We start from the raw sequence: 17,964 nt of genomic DNA on the forward strand, positions 1-17,964 counted from the left end.
CCGGACCCTTACATTTTTCAGCTGAAAACCTCTTTTCGCCGCCACTTTTGTCAGGATAGCGCAAGGTTAGTGTAAGGGTCTGAAGGCGATTTTAGGGTTTGGACGGGGTGCCGGCGCGCGTTTGGCTGTCTACGACGGTGACTAAGGGAAGGGTCATGTAAGGGTCATGTAAGGGTCATGTAAGGGTCTGGCGGGGGCCGGCGAACCACGGAGCTCGAGCCATTCTTCGCCGACGAGGCCCTGAGCATTCACCATTGGAAGAATGTCGTTAGGGCATGACTTGATGAAACCAGGAGAGGTTCTGCCCACTTGGGTCAACATGCAGTGGCGCCACTTCGCAGCGTTGCAGTCGCTTGCTCGACCGTCAGAAGCGTTCCTACCCGGCACCCAGGCTGGGAGGGCGGGAACTGACTTTCGCTGCGCTAGTCATGAACGGTAGCGGTGCGCAGGAAGCGGTCATGCGCCGCGCCGCGTCGGTAGACAAGATGGTTCGGCTAGGAAGCGGTCTGCCGGACCATTCATGGAAAGTGTGGCGCGTTACCACTCGTGTGATCCGAAGCTTAGCTCAGCGGCGGCGCGCGAAGGCACGAGTTGCCATCTAGGCCTGCAGCCAAGCCAACTAGAGGTCGAGGTCTAAAAAAAGGGTGATTTCCATGTTGGTTCACACTATGTTCCGTTGAACCGGAGAGGTAGACGTGTCTTTCGTGAGCTAAAGATCAGGGTGGACGAAATGCTGACGTATAAGAGAACCAGCCTTTTTGATGCCAATACGCAGACTTTGGTTAACACCGTAAACTGCGTGGGCGTCATGGGAAAAGGCATAGCAAAAGCTTTCAAGCAACGTGAGCCTAGCATGTTCAAAGCATACAAAGATGTATGTGAAAAAAAATTATTAGAGCCGGGAAAACTTTGGCTTTGGCGTGGTTCTGAGCAATGGATTCTGAATTTTCCCACAAAAAAACACTGGCGCAGCCCCTCGCGCTTCGAATGGATAGAAGCTGGGCTCGAAAAGTTCGTAGAAACTTACGAGGATCAGGGGGTGACCGATATTGCATTTCCAAAACTTGGTTGCGGCAATGGAAACTTAGAGTGGCGAGATGTAAAGCCACTTATGGAGAGCTACCTTTCGGAACTACCAATACCGGTATTCATCCACGATTTTACAGTGGACGTTGGCCTTCCTGAACATCTTGAACACTTGGCAAGTCAGGTTCGAACTACGGTAAAAGATTTGTCTTTTCCGAGCTTCATGCTTGCACTGGAGAAAATTGCGAAGGTAGCTCCAAAGCTGCGCGTTGATGATACTAAAGAGTTTGAACTGAAATTTAATGATGGCACGCTCGAAATAAAATCAAAAAATCAAGATTGGATATTCGGGGAGGACGACTTAAGAGGTATATGGTTGAGTCTTTTGAATGGCCTTGTGACCAAAGAAAAAGCTGGATGGACTGCAAGGGATGCGGCTGAGCCCTTGTTGGTGATGATGCAGTTCTTGCCTAATGTGCGAGCGGTTCAAATCCATCGGCATGGTAGATCGGAGCCAGAGGTGGCAGTCGAGCTGCGACCAGAGGCCGAATTCACCTACGAGACGAATAATCCAAATACGCAGGCTGAACTTCCATGGCATTGAGTGAGGAGTTTGTAGATCAGCACATCGTTCATTGGAGCGAACAACTTGGTTCAAGTTATTATTCCTATCGTAAGCATTGGCCTGCATGGCTGTTTCATCATGCGCCCCTTGAAACCGCATTGGCCATCTTAGCCGATGGACATTTAAGGTCTAGAAACGACCCTCATCGCCAACAATTGCAGGACGTGGCTGCTGATGGTGTGATTGATAACCGTCAAGAAGCTCATGAGCGCGTGCGCCTCTACTTTCGACCACGCAACCCGACACAATTCCACATCGAAGGCATCAGAAAGGATGCTGACTGCCAGTATGGACCGAATGCCCACGCGCCGATATTGGTGATGTTCGTGTTGGACGCTAAACGTGTTCTTACCCGACATAACGTCGCTTTTTCAGACCGAAATATGCAGAGACAGAACGCACGCAGTGGAAGTGACGAAGCGTTTTTTGCCAGCATACCATTCGCTTCAGTATTTCACGAAGGCGGCATAGGTGGTGATTATTCGATTATCGAGCATCGATGTGCTGAGGTCCTGCCTATCTCGCCGCTGCCATTGCAAGAAGTGTTGTCGGGACTTTGGTTTCGATCGGAACCCGAACGCGACACATTTCTTCACAAACTGGGAGCAACAGCCAGCCAGTGGCGCGATATTTGCTCAGTTTCTGAAGAGCTTAAGGTTTTCGATAAGCGCTTTACCTTTGTTTCGGATATAAGTCTATCTACGAAGGGTGTCAAATTTCGCCTCAATAACCGACATGATTTACAGGCAGTCGCTTTATCTATCCAAGTCATCAATTCTCACAATGAGATATGCGTCGACTTTCGGAATGATGCGCATGCAACTTTCAATAGTTCGCAAGGACGTTGGATATACAGGGCTGAGCTTGAGCCGGGCATATACTTGGTGAAGGTTCAGCTCGAGAACCACGAAGCCTACGAGGCAACGTTGCGCTTGGATGATAGCCTATTCTAAGTGGCAGTCTCCGGAGGATATGAGGTTGCACTCGGCCATTACCTCGATCGGGGCAACCGGCCGCTTTGGGCTTCCTACGGACTTTAGCTGCGCGCGCCACGAATGTCTGCTCGGGGCCGTTCGCGGCACCTCTAGTAGCGACGCAGCAGCGCAAGACCACAGAAGCAGATCTAGGGCTTAATCCTGTGTGGCGTGATCGGAATTGAAGTTAGCGTATCCGATAGGCTTGGAGACAGCTCGCATCCCAAACAATGGTGTTGCGCCGCGTTGTTGATTGCCGGGACCATCGTGGCGAGGCAGATGGTGCCTTTAGTCCTCTTTAACCGAGTAGGTCACTGGTAAGCGCGCCAGAGTCTCCAAGCCTCTCATGCTCTCTTGAGCGCGCAGAGGCGCCGCAAGAGCTGCACGCGGCGCAACGTGGGACAGGGGTCACGCCCGTCGGCGATGTCACGCAGAAAGCGCAGCCAGGCGCGCTCATTCGGGGTCATCTCTTCGTCCTCGTGCATGGTCTTACTTCCCGAACATCGTCCGGAGGGCAGCGCGCGATCTTGTCGTGAGCCGGGGGTCAGTGTGGTCAGAAAGCTCGCGGATCGCCTCGACCCAGCCCAGCTCATTTGCACTGACCGGCGTGCCGAGGATCTCGAAGATCGCCTGGGCGGCGGTGTCTCCTTCTGCCTGCTCCAGGGCCAGTCGCATGAGGTAGGCAGGATCGCAGTCCAAGGCCTTCGCCATGGACGGCACGCGGTCGATGGCAAGCTTGCTGGAGCCCTGCTTTATTATTGTCACCATATTAGGGTTCTGGAAACCCGCCTCGCTCGCGATCTGCTGCTGGGACTTCACGGGCTTGAGCTCAAGCACCCGGCGTTCGACATACTTTGCCAGCCGAGTGTTTTCGTGGGGTCTCTTGGTCATCGTCATTGTCCTCGATGTGACGCAGCATGCGCTGCACATCTTCGTTATAGCGACGGCTCGAGAAGGGCTTTGTGGAGGGAAAGACACTCTTGTCTTTTCGGATCTGGTGGTGATTTTCGTGCTGGAGATGCCGAGGTAGCACTGTGCCGGGCGTGTAGTATCTGTTCTCGCGGCGGCGTCTCCAATCAGCGCATCGCTAGGCGGGCAGATGGTAGACAGTTCCCTTCGGTTCAATGAACCTGTCGAGCGCGAAGTTCATTGGTTTGTTGGGGCTGAGGCGTAGGAAGACAGCGCTCGCTTGGCTAGAAATCAATGGGTTGGGGCACTACCCCGATTTTCGGGAGGCAGGGGCCGGAGGTTCGAATCCTCTCACTCCGACCAATGAAACAAGGCGCCCCTCGGGGCGCCTTTTTCGTTTCGCGCGGAGGGCGCACGCGGGCCAGCGCAGCGCAGCCACTGCGGTGGTCGAGGGGGCTCCTCGCGAGAGATGCCGCCGACCCTCGCCCGACCGGACGGCTGCGCGACGCTCCCCTTCTGGACCGCTCCGGCTCCGGGGCGGCGGGGTGGCGATCGCTCGGTTTGCGCGCCGGGCCGGCATGTGGGAAGATATCCCGGCTGAAAGCGCCCATCTGATCTGAAAAGAATACTGTTCCGGTGGGGTGCGCTCGTCTGGAAGGATGTTTTGTCTGGGCTGGTGACGCTACGCACTGTCCCGACCGGCTTGCGCGCGGGGGGATCGTTGTTCCGTCGGATCCGCGCCGCGCGGCAGGCCAAGCCCTTGCAGAGGCGCCACGATGCGACAAGTTAGGGCCAAGATTTTGCGAAAAGGGGACGTTCCACGATGAAAACCCAGATCCTTGCCATTGCCACCGCCACTTCCGCGCTGATGGCCTCCGCCGCGCTAGCCGCTCCGCTCGGCCCGCTTGTCACCGCGCCCGAGCTCGACGCCGCACTGCAATCCGAAGACGCGCCGCTGGTGCTCGACATCCGCGGCGAGGCCTATGACGCCGGCCATATCGAGGGCGCCGTCTCGGCCCCCTATGGCCTGTTCCGCGGCCCGGCGGAGAACCCGGGCCAGCTGGTGCCGGTGGATCAGCTCGAAACCACCTACGAATCGCTGGGGCTCGAGCCGGGTGAGCCGGTGGTGATCGTCACCCAGGGCGCCACCGACACCGAGTTCGGCGCTGCCGCCCGCGTCTACTGGACGCTGAAGAGCTCGGGTTTCACCGAGCTGTCGATTCTCAACGGCGGCGCGCAAGCCTGGGCCAATGCCGGCCTGCCGGTCTCAACCGAGGCGGTCGAGCCGACCCCCAGCGAGCTCTCGATCACCTGGGATGACACCTGGACCGCCGATACCGAGGAGGTCACCGCCGTGGTCGAGGGCACCGGCGACGCTGTGCTGGTCGATTCGCGCCCCGAGGATTTCTTCCTCGGCAAGAAGGCGCATGGTGCCGCCGCCAAGCCGGGCACCCTGCCGGGCGCGGTCAACTACCCCTACACCCGCTTCTTCCAGTCCGGTGCCACCGCCATCGGCCAGGTCACCGATGCAGGCGAGCTGCGCGATGCGCTGGGGCTCACCGGCGACGAAGAGGTCGTCTCGTTCTGCAACACCGGCCACTGGGCGGCGACCAACTGGTTCGCTCTGAGCGAGCTGGCGCAACTCGAGGACGTCAAGCTCTACCCGGGCTCGATGGTCGAGTACTCGAAGAGCGGCGGTGAGATGGCCAATGCGCCGGGCCTGATCCGCAACCTGCTGAACCAGTTCATGGGCAGCAACGGATGAGCCAGACGGCAACTCCTGACACTCCGGCGCTTGCCGCCGCGGGCTGGTCGAAACGCGCCGGGCTGCTGCTCGGCGCGCTTGTCGTTGTGGCGCTGGTCGGGCTCTTTGCAGGGGCGCGCTATGGCATGATGCTGGCCATTGGCCTTGGCTTCGGCATCGCGCTCGAGGGCATGCGCTTCGGCTTTGCCGGCCCGTGGCGGGCGATGATCCTGCGCCGCGAGCCCTCCGGGGTGATCGCGCAGTTGCTGTCGATCGCGGTGGTCGCGGTCGTGGCGATCCCGCTGCTGGCCAGCCATCCCGGCGAGCTGGTCGGCGCGCAGGCCCCGGTGGGCTTTGCGATGATCGGCGGCGCCTTCGTCTTTGGCGCCTGCATGCAGATCGTGCTGGGCTGCGGCTCGGGCACGCTGGTCAATGCCGGCAGCGGCAACCCGGTAAGCCTCTTGGCGCTGCCCTTCTTCGCGCTGGGCAGCTTTGCCGGCGCGTGGAACCTGATCTGGTGGACCGATCTCGGCGCGCTGCCGATCATCACCTTCGGCGGCACCTCGGGGCTGCTCATCACGCTGGTGCTGATCGCGCTGGCGGTGGGTCTGTTCCTGTGGCGGGCCGCGCCCGGCGCGGTGAAGCTGAGCCGCCGCCACGCCATCGCGGCGCTGGTGCTTGCGGCACTGGCGATCGGCAACCTCGTGGTCGCGGGCCAGCCCTGGGGCGTGGTCTACGGGCTCGGCCTCTGGGCCGCGAAGGGCTTCTCGGCGCTGGGCGGAGACCTCTCGGCCTCGGCCTTCTGGGCGGCGCCCGGCTCGATGGAACGGGTGCAGGCGAGCGTGCTCACCGATTACACCTCGCTCACCGATATCGGCATCATTCTCGGCGCCTTCGGCGTCGCGGCCTGGCGGCGCGGTGCGCTGTCGGCGGCGCTGCCGGGCTACCCGGCGCGGGCCTGGGTGGCGACGGTGGTGGCGGGCTTCCTGCTCGGCTACTCGTCGCGGTTGGCCTTCGGCTGCAACGTGGGGGCGTTCTTTTCGGGCATCTCCACCGGCAGCCTGCACGGCTGGGTGTGGTTCGTCGCGGCCTTCGGCGGCGCGTTCTACGGCATCAAGCTGCGCCCGATCCTCGGACTGGAGGCGCGGACATGACCCGGGCCTTCACCGCCTCGCTGGCGCTTGCCTTCGTCGTGCTGCTGGTGGGCTTCGACCTCGCCAGCGCCGAGCTCAACCCCTACCAGGCGCCCGCCGCCTTCGCGCTGGGCTCTGGGGCCGTTGCCTCCGGCGGCTTCTGCGGCGCGCTGCCGAATTGATATTGGGAGACCGGCGGCCTCGGCGCGCCGGTCTTTCGCCCGTGAATTCCTTGAGGGAAAGCGCGGCGGCCTTGGTTTCCTGTTTCGAGTCTTCACATCTCAAGGTTGACTCGACTCGGAGGATCGATGCTCCTGACTGAAGATTTCAGCAGGTACTGATCAATGAAATTCGCATGTCTTGGCTTCGTCGCAGGGCTCGCTGGAGCCCTCCTCCTCCAGCCCGCCATTGCCCAGCAGGGCCGGCCGCCACCCAAGCCCAACGATCCCGATGACTTCGTGCGCTACATCTTCGAGGTGAATGCCTGTGTGCTGACGGAGGCGCAAATCTTCGAGATCTACCAGCAGGCGGGCCATGGCCTCATGGGGGCGAACAATGCGGTGATCGCGGTCTCGAACCGGGAGGATATCGAGGTGCTGAGTCGCGAGCCCTTCACCTATCGCTACTATGGCTCGGAGTATTGCGGCTTCTGACCGGTCTCAGATCCGCCGCAGCGCCGCCAGCGCCACCACCGGCCCGGTGGCGACGCCACCCGGCGCGCCGCCCGACGGCTCGTCGGTGATCGCCAGGGTGGCGTTGAGCATCAGCGGGCGCAGCTCCTCCGGGATCGGCATCGCCGCCTGACCGGCATCGGGCATCACCCCGAGCGAGATCGGCGCGGCCTCCCCGGCGATCAGCCAGAGCTCGAAATCGCGGCCCTCGGAGGCGGGCGCGCCGCCCACCGAGACCCGCATCTCACCGCGCGCCTCGTCATAGAGCGCCGCCAGCCGCACCGTTCCGTCCTCGGAAACCATGTCGGAGACCCAGAGCGGCCCCGGCACGGTGGCCAGTGGCGCGCCGAACCACAGCACCGCTGCCAGCGTCGCGGTCGAGAGCGCCCCGGCTGCGGCGATCCAGCGCCAGGGCGAGAGGCGCCGTGCCTCGGGAAACAGGCGCGCCTCCAGCCCGCGCCATGCGGCTGCGGGCGGGGCGACCGGCGCCAGGGCGTCGTTCAGCGGATCTAGACGGGTCTCCCAGAGCGTGACTTCGGCGGCGAAACTCGGTTCGCGGTCGATCCGCGCCGCCACCGCGCTGCGTGTCGCGGCGTCGAGCGTGCCCAGCACGTATTCCCCGGCGAGGGCGAGATCGTCTGTCGAAAGGTCGGTCACGGCGAGAGGCAATTCCGCAGCTGGATCAGGCTGCGGCGCAGCCAGCTTCGCATGGTGTTGAGCGGCACCGAGTAGCGCTCGGAGAGCTCGAGATAACTCTCGCCCTCGACATAGGCAAGCCGCACCGCCTCGGCGCGTTCGGGCATCAGCCCGTCCATGCAGCCCTCGATGCGGCGCCCTTCCGAGCTGGTGATCGCGGTGGCCTCGGGGTCGGGGCCGGGATCGGCGACCTGTTCGGCGGCATCGAGCGTGTAGGACCCCGCCTTCAGCGCGCGCAGCCGGTCAATGGCGTGGTTGCGGGTCACGGTGTTGAGCCAGGCGGCGGGGCTCGCGAGATCGGGGGCGAAGCGGTCGGCGCCGTGCCAGATCTTGACGAAGACTTCCTGCAGCGCGTCCTCGGCCTCGCGGCGGTCCTTCAGCAGCCTCAGGCAGATGGCGAAAAGCTTGGGCGAGGCGGCCTCGTAGAGCGCCTTGAACGCGGCGCGGTCGCGCAGGGCGACGCGGGCCAGCAGATGGGCGAGGTCGGCGGCTTGGGTGCTCATCTCGGGCGCCTGGCTCCTTGCGAGGTTTTTTCGCCGGAAGTGAAACTTTTCTCACGCCCGCTCCGTCTCTTACTTCGTGACCATGACAAAGCGAGGCGAGTGTGACAAGCGCAGGCATGAAAACCGCCGTGATCGGCAGCGGCATCTCCGGACTGGCCACCGCGTGGCTGCTCGGGCCGCATCAGGACGTGACCCTCTTCGAGGCCGATGCCCGGCCCGGCGGCCATGCCCGCACGGCGGAGGTTGACGGGGTCTCGGTCGATACCGGCTTCATCGTCTGCAACCGGCGCACCTATCCGCTGTTCATCCCGATGCTCGAGCATCTGGGCGTCGAGCTGGCACCGAGCGACATGAGCTTTGCCGCGAGCTTCGGTGGCGGCAGGCTGGAATACGGCACCACCCGCACGCTCGACCTCTTCGCGCAGCCGCGCCGCTTCGCCGACCCGGCGCATTGGCGGATGATCCGCGACATTCTGCGTTTCTTCAAGGGGGCGCCCGATCACGTCAAACCCGGCACCAGCATCGGCGAACTGATCGCGGCGATGGGGCTCGGGCAGGAGTTCCGCGACCGCTTCCTGATGCCGATCTCGGGCGCAATCTGGTCGACGCCGACTCAGGACATGCTCGAGTTTCCCGCCGAGAGCTTCGTGCGCTTCTTCGAGAACCACGGCCTGCTGACGGTCAACGACCAGCCGCAATGGCTGACCGTGAAGGGCGGCTCGGCGCGCTATGTCGAGGCGATCCTGAAGGCGATGCGAGTCGAGCTGCGTCTCGGATGCCCGGTCTGGCAGGTGCGCCGCGATGGCGAGGGCGTGGTGGTGACCAGCGCGCGCGGCGAGGAGCGCTTCGACCGGGTGGTGATGGCGACCCACGCGCCGCAGAGCTTTGCCATGCTCGACCGGCCCGACCCGCAGGAGCGCGCCATTCTCGGCGCCTTCCGCACCGAGCCCAACCGGATGGTGCTGCATTCCGACACGCGGCTGATGCCGCGCACGCGCAAGATCTGGTCGTCGTGGAACTATGTCACCGAGGCCGAGCAGATGCTCACCGACCGGCCGATCAGCCTGTCCTACTGGATGAACCGGCTGCAGCCTCTGGGCACCGACCGGCCGCTGATCGTGACGCTGAATCCCGAGATCGAGCCGGTGAATGTCCATGACGAGGCGGTGCTGAACCACCCGCAATTCGACGCGGCCACGCTCTCGGCGCAGGCGCGGCTGCCGGAGATCCAGGGCCGCGGTGGGATCTATTACGCCGGGGCCTGGACGCGCTACGGCTTCCACGAGGACGGCGTGCTCTCGGCGCTGCGGGTGGCGCAGGCGATGGGCATCGACTGGCCGCTCGGCGCCGATCCCTGGGGCGGCAGCGTGGCACGCGAGGCGGAGGGCACGCTGGAGGCGGCGGAATGACCGATCTCTGGCAGGGCGCCCTGGTGGACTGCCGGATCTGGCATGCGCGAAAGGGCGATGTCGATCGGGAGTTTCGCTATCGCGCCAGCTACCTGGCGCTGCCGGTCGACGCGTTCGAGGCCGGGCGTCTGCCGATCCGGCCCGACAGGCGCGGGCTTTGGTCGGTGCGACCGGGCGATTACGGCCAGCGCGATGGCGCCTCAATGGGCGCCTTCATCCGGTCGCAGCTGGCGCCTGCGGGGCTGGAGCACTGCGAGGTGACGCTGGTCACCATGCCGCGCTCGCCGTTTTACGGCTTCAACCCGGTGAGCTTCTGGCTGGCGCGCGACGAAGACGGTTTGCGCGCGGTGTTGGCGGAGGTGTCGAACACCTTCGGCGAGCGGCATTTCTACCTCTGCCACCACCCCGACAATCGCACCATCGAGCGCTCGGATCGGATCGTTGGGCGGAAGATCTTTCACGTCTCGCCCTTCCTGCCGCGCGAGGGGCATTACGTCTTCCGCTTCGATCCCGGCCCCGACCGCTTCGGCGCCTGGGTCGACTGGATCGGCGAGGGCGGCGAGGTTAAGCTTCAGACTTCGATGAGCGGCCCGGCACGCCCCCTGAAAGGCTCCGCGCTGACCCGTTCCAAGTGGCGCCATGCCTTTCAGGCGCAGAAGGTGATCGCGCTGATCCATTGGCAGGCGCTGAAGCTTGTTCTGCGGGGCGTCCGGGTTATCTCGAAACCAGAACAACTCGCTGAGCGAGGTTCGGAAGCGACAGGGAATGTGGGGCACGATGTTTGAACGCCAGATCGAAAGCAAACTGCTGAGTTGTCTCGACAAGATCGAGTATGGAAGCCTTGAACTAACGACGCCGGACGGCAAGGTCCGGCAGTTCGGGGGGCGCCAACCGGGGCCCGCGGCGGACCTGACCATCGCCGACTGGCGGGCGGTGCCGGCGGCGGCGGCGAAAGGCGATGTGGGGCTCACCGAGGCCTATCGCGACGGCTGGTGCGACAGCCGCGATCTCGCCGCCTTCCTGGTCTTCGGCCTGAAGAACGAGGCGGCGCTCGAGCCCTTCCTCTATGGCCGCGCGTGGCAGAGTCTGCTGATCCGCGCGCTCTACATCTTCAACCGCAACACCAAGCGCGGATCGCGGCGCAACATCCAGGCGCATTACGATCTCGGCAATGATTTCTACAAGCTCTGGCTCGACGAGACGATGACCTATTCCTCGGCGATCTTCTCGCCGGAGGACGCGGCCAGCGCAGACCCGCTGGTGCCGGCGCAGCACCGCAAGTATGACCGCATCCTCGACGGGCTGGCCGCACAGTCGGGCCGGGTGCTGGAGATCGGCTGCGGCTGGGGCGGCTTTGCCGAGCGCGCCATGCAGCGCGGGGATTTCGCGCCCAAGGGCCTGACGCTCTCGCATGAGCAGGCCAGCTTCGCCCGCGAGCGTCTGGGCCGCGAGGCCGAGATCGTGCTGCAGGATTACCGCGACGAATACGGCACCTATGACCACGTGGTCTCGATCGAGATGTTCGAGGCGGTCGGCGAGCGCTACTGGCCGACTTATTTCGAGAAGGTCGCCCACGTGCTGAGCCAGAAGGGCCGGGCGATGATACAGACCATCACCGTGGCCGACCGCTATTTCGACCGTTACCGCGCCGGCGGCGACATGATCCGTAGCTTCATCTTCCCGGGCGGCATGTTGCCCTCGTCGCCGGTCTTCGAGGAGGTCGCCGGCAAGGCCGGGCTGCGCGTCGAGGACAACCACGCCTTCGGGCTCGACTATGCCCGCACCCTGCGCGACTGGCTCGACCGGTTCGACGCCAAGGTCGCGGAGGTGCGCGGCCTCGGCTTCGATGACGGCTTCATCCGGGTCTGGCGCTTCTACCTCGCTGCCTGCATTGCCTCGTTCGAGACCGGTCGAACCAACGTGCACCAGTACCGGCTGGCCCATGCCTGAGGCACCGCGCATCTGGATCATGGGCGCCTCCGACGGGATCGGCGCCGAACTGGCCCGCGCCTATGCACGGCGCGGCGCGAAGCTGGTGCTCTCGGCGCGCTCGGAGGAGCCGCTGCACAAGCTGGCCGACGAGATCGGCGGCGCCGAGGTGGTGACGGCGGATGTCTCCGATCTCGGGAGCCTGCAGGCGGCGGCGGATAGGATCGCCGAGGGCGGGCTGCTCGACAGCGCGATAACGCTGGCGGCGCTCTACGATCCCGGCAAGGTGATGGAGATCGACCCGGACTTTGCCGCCAAGATCGTTGCCGTGAACCTCACGGGCACCTTCCATTTCGCCCGCGTCGCCGAGCCGCTGCTGCGCGACGGCGGCGATCTGGTGCTGACCGGGTCGGTCGCGGGCTATGTCGGGCTGCCGCAGGGGCAGATCTACTCTGCCTCCAAGGCCGGGGTGATCAACCTCGTGGAAAGCCTGCGCGCCGAACTGGCGCCGCGCGTCAACGTGCGGATGATCTCGCCGGGCTTCGTCGATACGCGGCTGACCGAGAAGAACGATTTCGACATGCCGGCGGTGATCCAGCCTGAGGACGCGGCCAACCGCATCGTCAAGGGGCTCGACGGCAAGCGCTTCGAGGTGCATTTCCCGCGCCGGCTGACGCTGTCGCTGAAGCTCCTGCGTATGCTGCCCTATGCGATTTCGATGCGGCTGACCCGCAAGCTGGTGCAATGAGCCGGGCCCTGGCGCCGCTGGTTCTGCTGCTGGCGCTGGGTTTTGCGCTCTCGCCCACGGTGACGGGCGGGTTTCCCGGCTTCTCGCCGACGCAATTCCCGGTGGTGCAGTCGTTCTGGCCGGTGCAGCCGGTGGGCTGGGCGTTCTCGATCTGGGGCGTGATCTTCCTGCTGCTGATCGCCAGCGCGGCTTACGGGCTCTGGCGGCACCGGCTCGACCCGGCGTGGCAGCCGATGCGGGCGCCGTTGGCGGTGAGCCTCGGGCTTGGCATGTTCTGGGTCGTGGCGGCGCAGTGGCAGCCGGTGCTGGCCACGGTGATGATCATCTTCATGGCCGCCGCCGCCACCGAGGCGCTGTTGCGCGCGCCCCGGGAGCTTGCCGCGCGGGTGCCGGTGGGGCTCTACGCGGGCTGGCTGACCGCGGCGGCGGGCGTCGCCATGGGCGCAAGCCTCAGCGGCTACGGCGTGATGAGCGCGCAGGCCGCAGCACTGGTGCTGCTGGCGCTGCTCTTCGGGATCGCGGGTTTCGTGCTGTGGCTGCGGCCCGGGGCCTATGCCTATGCCTTCGGGGTCGGCTGGGCCTATATGGGCGTCATCGTCGCCAATCTCGAGGTCTCCAACACCCCCGTCATCGCTCTGGCGGCGGCGGGCATCGTGCTGGTGGTGGCGGTCCCGCTGCTGCGGCGGGCGCGACCGGCCTGATGGTCCGCTCAGCCGTGGATCCAGCGGGTGATCGTCAATCCCGCCCAGGCCGAGCCGCCGGTCAGCGCCGCGCCCCAGAGCGAGTCGGTGATGACCTGCTGGTAACTCCAGCCCTTGAGCGTCGCGAGGTTGGTGAACTCGTAGGTGCCGTAGCACATCAGACCCAGCAGCGCGCCGCCGAGCAGCGCCTGCGCCGGGCGGCCGGTGGCCAGCGCCGGCACCGAGACGAAATACAGCAGGCCGACAATGTAGAAGGCATAGAACAGCCCCGCCGGGCCAAGCCGCAGCGGATCGGCGAGCATGTCGCCCACGTGGCGCTCGAAGACCGGTTTGATGATCGTGGTGATGCCGATGATGTCGATCACCAGGAAGATGATCAGGGTCGAGGCGTAGAGGGTGACAAGCTGCATCGCGTTTCTCCTGCGGTTTTCCAAGGAACGAGTCGCGCGAGCGAAAAGTTGCGCCTTGCGGCGAAGTCCGGGGCCTGCCGCGGCAACGATCTCGAACGGGAGGATGACATGACCAGTTTTGCGATCCGGAACGGTCTTGCGCCTAATGGGGCGGCCACGGGCGGTTCGGCCGTATCGGGGGGCTGAGCGCATGGCGAAGATGCGCAAGAAGGCCGATCTGCCGCAGAAGCTCTGCGCCCATTGCGGGCGCCCCTTCGTGTGGCGGCGCAAATGGGCGCGTGACTGGGGCGCGGTGAAATACTGCTCCGACCGCTGCCGCAGCGAGGCGAGGGCCGGCGCATGACCGAGACGCTGCGCTTCGTGCTGGGCGACCAGCTGACCCGTTCGCTGTCCACGCTTTCGGATCTCGATGCCGAGAAGGACGTGGTGCTGATGGTCGAGGTCGGCGACGAGACCAGCTATGTCCGCCACCACCCGCAGAAGATCGCGCTGATCCTCTCGGCCATGCGCCACTTCGCGGAAGAGCTGCGCGAGAAGGGCGTCACGGTCGATTACGTCAGGCTCGATGACGACAAGAACAGCCACAGCTTCTCGGGCGAGCTCGAGCGCGCGGTGAAGCGCCACAAGCCCAAGCGCATCGTCGCCACCGAGCCCGGCGAGTGGCGCGTCTGGGAGATGATGCGCGACTGGGAAAGCGATCTCGACCTGCCGGTGGAGATCCGCGAAGACGACCGCTTCTACTGTTCGCGTGACGATTTCGCCAAGCTGGTCGACGACAACAAGACCGGTCGGATGGAGTATTTCTACCGCGAGATGCGCCGCCGGACCGGCCTGCTGATGAAGGAGGGCGAGCCGGCGGGCGGGGCGTGGAACTTCGACGAGGAGAACCGAAAATCGCTGCCCAAGGGGCTCGAGACGCCGCACCGGATGCGCTTTCACCCCGATGAGATCACCGAGGAGGTGCTGGAGCTGGTCTCTGCCCGCTTCGACAACCACTTCGGCGATCTCGAAGGCTTCGGCTGGGCCGTCACCCGAGAGGAGGCGCTGCGCGCTCTGCGGCATTTCCTGAAGGACTGCCTGCCGACCTTCGGCGATTACCAAGACGCCATGAAGACCGGTGAGGATTACCTCTTCCACGGGCTGATCTCGCCCTATCTCAACATCGGCCTGCTGACCGCTCGGGAAGTCTGCGACAAGGCCGTGCAGGCCTATGCCGATGGTGAGGCGCCGCTCAACGCGGTCGAAGGCTTCGTTCGGCAGATCCTCGGCTGGCGCGAGTTCGTGCGCGGTATCTACTGGACCGAGATGCCGGATTACGTGGAGAGCAATTACCTCAGCGCCAGGCGCGACCTGCCCGAGATGTACTGGGGGGCGGAAACCAAGATGCGCTGCATGTCGGAGTGCATCGGCGCCACCCGGCGCAACGCCTATGCCCATCACATCCAGCGCCTGATGGTGACCGGCAATTTCGCCCTGCTGGCGGGCGTCGAGCCGCGCCAGATCGAGCAATGGTATCTCGAGGTCTATGCCGATGCCTTCGAGTGGGTCGAGTTGCCCAACGTGCATGGCATGGTGATGCACGCCGACGGAGGCCGGCTGGGCTCGAAGCCCTATGCCGCCTCGGGCGCATACATCAACCGCATGTCAGACTACTGCAAGAATTGCGACTACAGCCTCAAGCAGAAGACCGGCAAGGAGGCCTGCCCGTTCAACTATCTCTACTGGAATTTCCTGATCGAGAACGAGGACAAGCTCGGGGACAATCACCGCATGGGGCTGATCTATGGAAGCCTGCGCAAGAAAAGCGAGGCCGAGCGCGAGGAGATCACGCGCTCGGCCAAGGCCTTTCTCGATGGCGGCGACTGGCCCTGAGGGCCGTGCCTACTCCGCCGCGATGCCGTCGGTGAACTGCAGCCTTGCCAGCCGGGCGTAGAGCCCGTCCTCGGCCACCAGCGCGTCGTGGCTGCCCTGCGCCACCACGCGGCCCTGATCCATGACGATGATGCGGTCGGCCTTCTTCACCGTGGCAAGGCGGTGCGCCACGATGATCGTGGTGCGGCCCTCGGCCAGACGGTCCACGGCGGCCTGCACGGCGCGCTCGCTTTCCGCGTCGAGCGCCGAGGTGGCTTCGTCGAGCAGCAGCACCGGCGCATCGCGCAGGATGGCGCGGGCGATGGCGATGCGCTGCTTCTGGCCGCCCGAGAGCATCACGCCGCGCTCTCCCAGATAGGTGTCATAGCCCTCGGGCAGCGCCGAGACGAAGCCATGTGCGGCGGCGGCCTTGGCGGCCTCCTCGATCTCGGCGTCGGTGGCGTCGGGCCGGCCGAAGCGGATGTTCTCGCGCGCCGAGGCGGCGAAGATCACCGGATCCTGTGGCACCAGCGCGATGTGCTTGCGGAAGGCATCGCGCGACAGGGTGTCGAGCGCCACGCCATCGAGCGTCACCCGGCCTGCATCGGGATCGTAGAAGCGCTGGATCAGCTGTACGATGGTGGTCTTGCCGGCGCCCGAGGGCCCGACCAGCGCCACGGTTTCGCCGGGACGGATGGTCAGGTCGAGATCGGCCAGCGCCGAGACGTCGGGGCGCGACGGGTAGGAGAACTGCACGTGCTCGAAGCCGATCTCGCCGCGCACCGGGGCGGGCAGGGTGGCGGGCCGGGCCGGATCGGTGATCGCGTCCTCGGTGTGCAAGAGCTCGACGAGGCGCTCGGTGGCGCCGGCGGCGCGCTGCAGCTCGCCGAAGATCTCCGACAGCGCCGCCACGGCGCCGGCGACCATCACCGAGTAGATCACGAACTGCACCAGCGCGCCCGGGCTCATGTTGCCGGCGCGCACGTCCCACGCGCCCATCCAGAGCACGCCGACGATGCCGGTGAAGACGAGGAAGATCACGATGGCGGTCATCAGCGCACGCACCCAGACCCGGCGGCGGGCGGCGTCGAAGCTCTTTTCGGTGACCTCGGCAAAGGCCCCGCGCGAGATCGCTTCGTGGGTGAAGGATTGCACCGTCTGCACCGCCTGCAGCGCCTCGGCGGCGTTGCCGGAGGAGGCGGCGATCCAGTCCTGGTTCTCGCGGCTGAGCTTACGCAGGCGCCGCCCCAGCGTGAGGATCGGCACGATGACGATGGGCACCAAGAGCAGGACCAGCGCGGTGAGCTTGGCCGAGGTCAGCAGCATCAGCGCCAGCCCGCCCACGAAGATCAGCATGTTGCGCAGCGCGATCGAGACCGAGGAGCCGATCACCGACAGGATCAGCGTGGTGTCGGTGGTGATCCGGCTCAGAACCTCGCCGGTCATGATGCGCTCGTAGAACACCGGCGAGAGGCCGATCACCCGGTCGAACACCGCCTTGCGGATGTCGGCCACCACGCGCTCGCCCAGCCGCGTCACCAGCGCGTAGCGCGCGGCGGTGCCGATGGCGAGCAGCCCGGCGAAACCGAGGGCTGCGAGGAAGTAGCGGTCGAGCAGCGCGCCGTCCTGCGCGTTGAAATTGTCGATCACGCGGCGGACGGCCATCGGCAGCGTCAGCGACACCGTGGCGGTGGCGATGAGCGCCAGCGTGGCGGCGACGATCAGCGCCTTGTAGGGCGCCATGTAGGGCCAGAGCGCCGCTAGCGATCCGAGCTTGCGGGATTTGTCTCGCTCCTCCGCGACTGCGGATGCGGGGTTACCGTGAGCCATTGCTCCTCCTGTCCTGCGCCGGGCCGTTTTGCCATGAAAGGCGCAGGATTCAAGCCGCGCAATGCCGCAGGCGGTGGGAAATCCGACTTATTTACGGGCGTCGAGCCGCATGGGGCCGGGAATTCGCGTTCTGGGAGAGGCTGGAGCGGGCGACGGGAATCGAACCCGTATCTCTTGCTTGGAAGGCAAGGGTCTTACCATTACACAACGCCCGCTCGGCTGAGAGGCTGGATATTTCATGGGCGCGAGAGCGTCAAGCCGGGTGTTGGCTGCGGCGTTGCGCAGGCGCTCGCGCCAGCTAGGATGGCGGCATGGAATTGCTGATCGTCTATCACAGCCGCACCGGCGGCAGCCGCCAGATGGCCGAGGCGGCGTTTGCGGCGGCGCAGGAGGAATGCGCCACGCGGTTGCTCTCCGCCGAGGAGGCCGGGCCGGAGGATCTCTTGCGGGCGCGGGGCTACCTGTTCTGCGCGCCGGAGAACCTCGCGGCGCTGTCGGGCGAGATGAAGGAGTTCTTCGACACCTGCTATTACCCGGTGCTCGGACAGATCGAGGGTCGGCCCTATGCCCAGATGGTCTGCGCGGGCTCGGATGGCGAGAACGCCGCGCGCCAGACCGCCCGCATCGCAACCGGCTGGCGGCTGCGCGAGGTGCAGCCGCCGCTGATCATCTGCACCCATGCGCAGAGCCCGGAGGCGATTCTCGCCGAGAAGACGATACCCGCGACGGATCTCGAGCGCTGCCGCGAGCTCGGCGCGGCGCTGGCGGCAGGGCTGGCGATGGGGGTGTTCTGACGCGGTCGAGC

Annotated in this window: 19 protein-coding genes and 1 tRNA gene; 14 read left to right on the forward strand and 6 right to left on the reverse strand. The window is 64.8% G+C overall.

Annotated elements, in window-relative coordinates; genetic code table 11:
• The first annotated feature begins 730 nt into the window (after positions 1 to 730).
• Complete coding sequence (locus tag KUV62_RS05165; protein ID WP_222602612.1) at positions 731 to 1,630, forward strand: macro domain-containing protein; 900 nt, start codon at positions 731 to 733, stop codon at positions 1,628 to 1,630.
• The gene (locus KUV62_RS05170) at positions 1,621 to 2,604 is read left to right on the forward strand and encodes a DarT ssDNA thymidine ADP-ribosyltransferase family protein (RefSeq protein WP_222602613.1); all 984 of its coding nucleotides are present in this window, start codon (positions 1,621 to 1,623) and stop codon (positions 2,602 to 2,604) included. Before KUV62_RS05165 ends, KUV62_RS05170 begins: the two co-directional genes overlap by 10 nt.
• 510 nt (positions 2,605 to 3,114) lie before the next feature.
• Here KUV62_RS05170 and KUV62_RS05175 read toward each other — a convergent pair.
• Positions 3,115 to 3,516, reverse strand: coding sequence for an XRE family transcriptional regulator (locus KUV62_RS05175; protein ID WP_222602614.1), 402 nt, complete (start codon positions 3,514 to 3,516; stop codon positions 3,115 to 3,117).
• Between the two features lie 841 nt (positions 3,517 to 4,357).
• On the opposite strand from KUV62_RS05175, the gene KUV62_RS05180 reads away from it, so the two are divergent.
• From KUV62_RS05180 to KUV62_RS05195, 4 genes are all read left to right on the forward strand, one after another.
• Complete coding sequence (locus tag KUV62_RS05180; protein ID WP_222602615.1) at positions 4,358 to 5,299, forward strand: sulfurtransferase; 942 nt, start codon at positions 4,358 to 4,360, stop codon at positions 5,297 to 5,299.
• Positions 5,296 to 6,432: a YeeE/YedE family protein gene (locus KUV62_RS05185; protein WP_222602616.1), complete on the forward strand. Its 1,137-nt coding sequence runs from the start codon at positions 5,296 to 5,298 to the stop codon at positions 6,430 to 6,432. Before KUV62_RS05180 ends, KUV62_RS05185 begins: the two co-directional genes overlap by 4 nt.
• The gene (locus KUV62_RS05190; protein ID WP_222602617.1) at positions 6,429 to 6,593 is read left to right on the forward strand and encodes a hypothetical protein; all 165 of its coding nucleotides are present in this window, start codon (positions 6,429 to 6,431) and stop codon (positions 6,591 to 6,593) included. Before KUV62_RS05185 ends, KUV62_RS05190 begins: the two co-directional genes overlap by 4 nt.
• Before the next feature lie 162 nt (positions 6,594 to 6,755).
• Positions 6,756 to 7,064 carry a hypothetical protein gene (locus KUV62_RS05195; RefSeq protein WP_222602618.1) on the forward strand — a complete coding sequence of 103 codons (309 nt, stop codon included), beginning with the start codon at positions 6,756 to 6,758 and terminating at the stop codon, positions 7,062 to 7,064.
• Positions 7,065 to 7,070: 6 nt separating this feature from the next.
• Here KUV62_RS05195 and KUV62_RS05200 read toward each other — a convergent pair whose 3' ends face one another.
• Both KUV62_RS05200 and KUV62_RS05205 read right to left on the reverse strand, forming a co-directional pair.
• Positions 7,071 to 7,739, reverse strand: a complete 669-nt coding sequence (locus KUV62_RS05200) for an anti-sigma factor domain-containing protein (protein WP_222602619.1) — start codon at positions 7,737 to 7,739, stop codon at positions 7,071 to 7,073.
• A complete protein-coding gene (locus KUV62_RS05205; RefSeq protein ID WP_222602620.1) occupies positions 7,736 to 8,281 on the reverse strand; it encodes a sigma-70 family RNA polymerase sigma factor in 546 nt (181 codons plus the stop codon). The genes KUV62_RS05200 and KUV62_RS05205 overlap by 4 nt, the downstream gene beginning before the upstream one ends.
• A gap of 116 nt (positions 8,282 to 8,397) precedes the next feature.
• Here KUV62_RS05205 and KUV62_RS05210 point away from each other — a divergent pair, with 116 nt between their 5' ends.
• From KUV62_RS05210 to KUV62_RS05230, 5 genes are read left to right on the forward strand one after another with little or no spacing between them, the layout of a single operon-like run.
• The gene (locus KUV62_RS05210; RefSeq protein WP_222602621.1) at positions 8,398 to 9,690 is read left to right on the forward strand and encodes an NAD(P)/FAD-dependent oxidoreductase; all 1,293 of its coding nucleotides are present in this window, start codon (positions 8,398 to 8,400) and stop codon (positions 9,688 to 9,690) included.
• Positions 9,687 to 10,475 (forward strand): DUF1365 domain-containing protein, encoded by a 789-nt coding sequence (locus KUV62_RS05215; RefSeq protein ID WP_222602622.1) that lies wholly within the window; start codon positions 9,687 to 9,689, stop codon positions 10,473 to 10,475. The genes KUV62_RS05210 and KUV62_RS05215 overlap by 4 nt, the downstream gene beginning before the upstream one ends.
• Positions 10,468 to 11,640 (forward strand): SAM-dependent methyltransferase, encoded by a 1,173-nt coding sequence (locus tag KUV62_RS05220; RefSeq protein WP_222602623.1) that lies wholly within the window; start codon positions 10,468 to 10,470, stop codon positions 11,638 to 11,640. Before KUV62_RS05215 ends, KUV62_RS05220 begins: the two co-directional genes overlap by 8 nt.
• Positions 11,633 to 12,367, forward strand: coding sequence for an SDR family NAD(P)-dependent oxidoreductase (locus tag KUV62_RS05225; RefSeq protein ID WP_222602624.1), 735 nt, complete (start codon positions 11,633 to 11,635; stop codon positions 12,365 to 12,367). The genes KUV62_RS05220 and KUV62_RS05225 overlap by 8 nt, the downstream gene beginning before the upstream one ends.
• A complete protein-coding gene (locus KUV62_RS05230) occupies positions 12,364 to 13,068 on the forward strand; it encodes a hypothetical protein (protein WP_222602625.1) in 705 nt (234 codons plus the stop codon). The genes KUV62_RS05225 and KUV62_RS05230 overlap by 4 nt, the downstream gene beginning before the upstream one ends.
• An 8-nt stretch (positions 13,069 to 13,076) precedes the next feature.
• Here KUV62_RS05230 and KUV62_RS05235 read toward each other — a convergent pair whose 3' ends face one another.
• On the reverse strand, positions 13,077 to 13,478 hold the full coding sequence (locus KUV62_RS05235) for a DUF2177 family protein (protein ID WP_222602626.1): 402 nt from the start codon (positions 13,476 to 13,478) through the stop codon (positions 13,077 to 13,079).
• Positions 13,479 to 13,668: 190 nt separating this feature from the next.
• On the opposite strand from KUV62_RS05235, the gene KUV62_RS05240 reads away from it, so the two are divergent.
• Positions 13,669 to 13,821, forward strand: a complete 153-nt coding sequence (locus tag KUV62_RS05240) for a DUF2256 domain-containing protein (protein ID WP_222602627.1) — start codon at positions 13,669 to 13,671, stop codon at positions 13,819 to 13,821.
• The gene (locus KUV62_RS05245) at positions 13,818 to 15,350 is read left to right on the forward strand and encodes a cryptochrome/photolyase family protein (RefSeq protein WP_222602628.1); all 1,533 of its coding nucleotides are present in this window, start codon (positions 13,818 to 13,820) and stop codon (positions 15,348 to 15,350) included. The genes KUV62_RS05240 and KUV62_RS05245 overlap by 4 nt, the downstream gene beginning before the upstream one ends.
• Before the next feature lie 9 nt (positions 15,351 to 15,359).
• On the opposite strand, the gene KUV62_RS05250 is transcribed toward KUV62_RS05245, so the two are convergent.
• Both KUV62_RS05250 and KUV62_RS05255 read right to left on the reverse strand, forming a co-directional pair.
• Positions 15,360 to 17,159: an ABC transporter transmembrane domain-containing protein gene (locus KUV62_RS05250; protein ID WP_222602629.1), complete on the reverse strand. Its 1,800-nt coding sequence runs from the start codon at positions 17,157 to 17,159 to the stop codon at positions 15,360 to 15,362.
• Positions 17,160 to 17,300: 141 nt separating this feature from the next.
• A tRNA-Gly gene (locus tag KUV62_RS05255) sits at positions 17,301 to 17,374 on the reverse strand.
• Positions 17,375 to 17,470: 96 nt separating this feature from the next.
• Between KUV62_RS05255 and KUV62_RS05260 the strand changes: the two genes are divergently transcribed.
• Complete coding sequence (locus KUV62_RS05260; RefSeq protein WP_222602630.1) at positions 17,471 to 17,953, forward strand: flavodoxin family protein; 483 nt, start codon at positions 17,471 to 17,473, stop codon at positions 17,951 to 17,953.
• The last annotated feature ends 11 nt before the right edge of the window (positions 17,954 to 17,964 follow it).

The sequence above is a fragment of the Salipiger bermudensis genome (assembly GCF_019801965.1).
GTDB classification, from domain to species: Bacteria; Pseudomonadota; Alphaproteobacteria; order Rhodobacterales; family Rhodobacteraceae; genus Salipiger; species Salipiger bermudensis_A.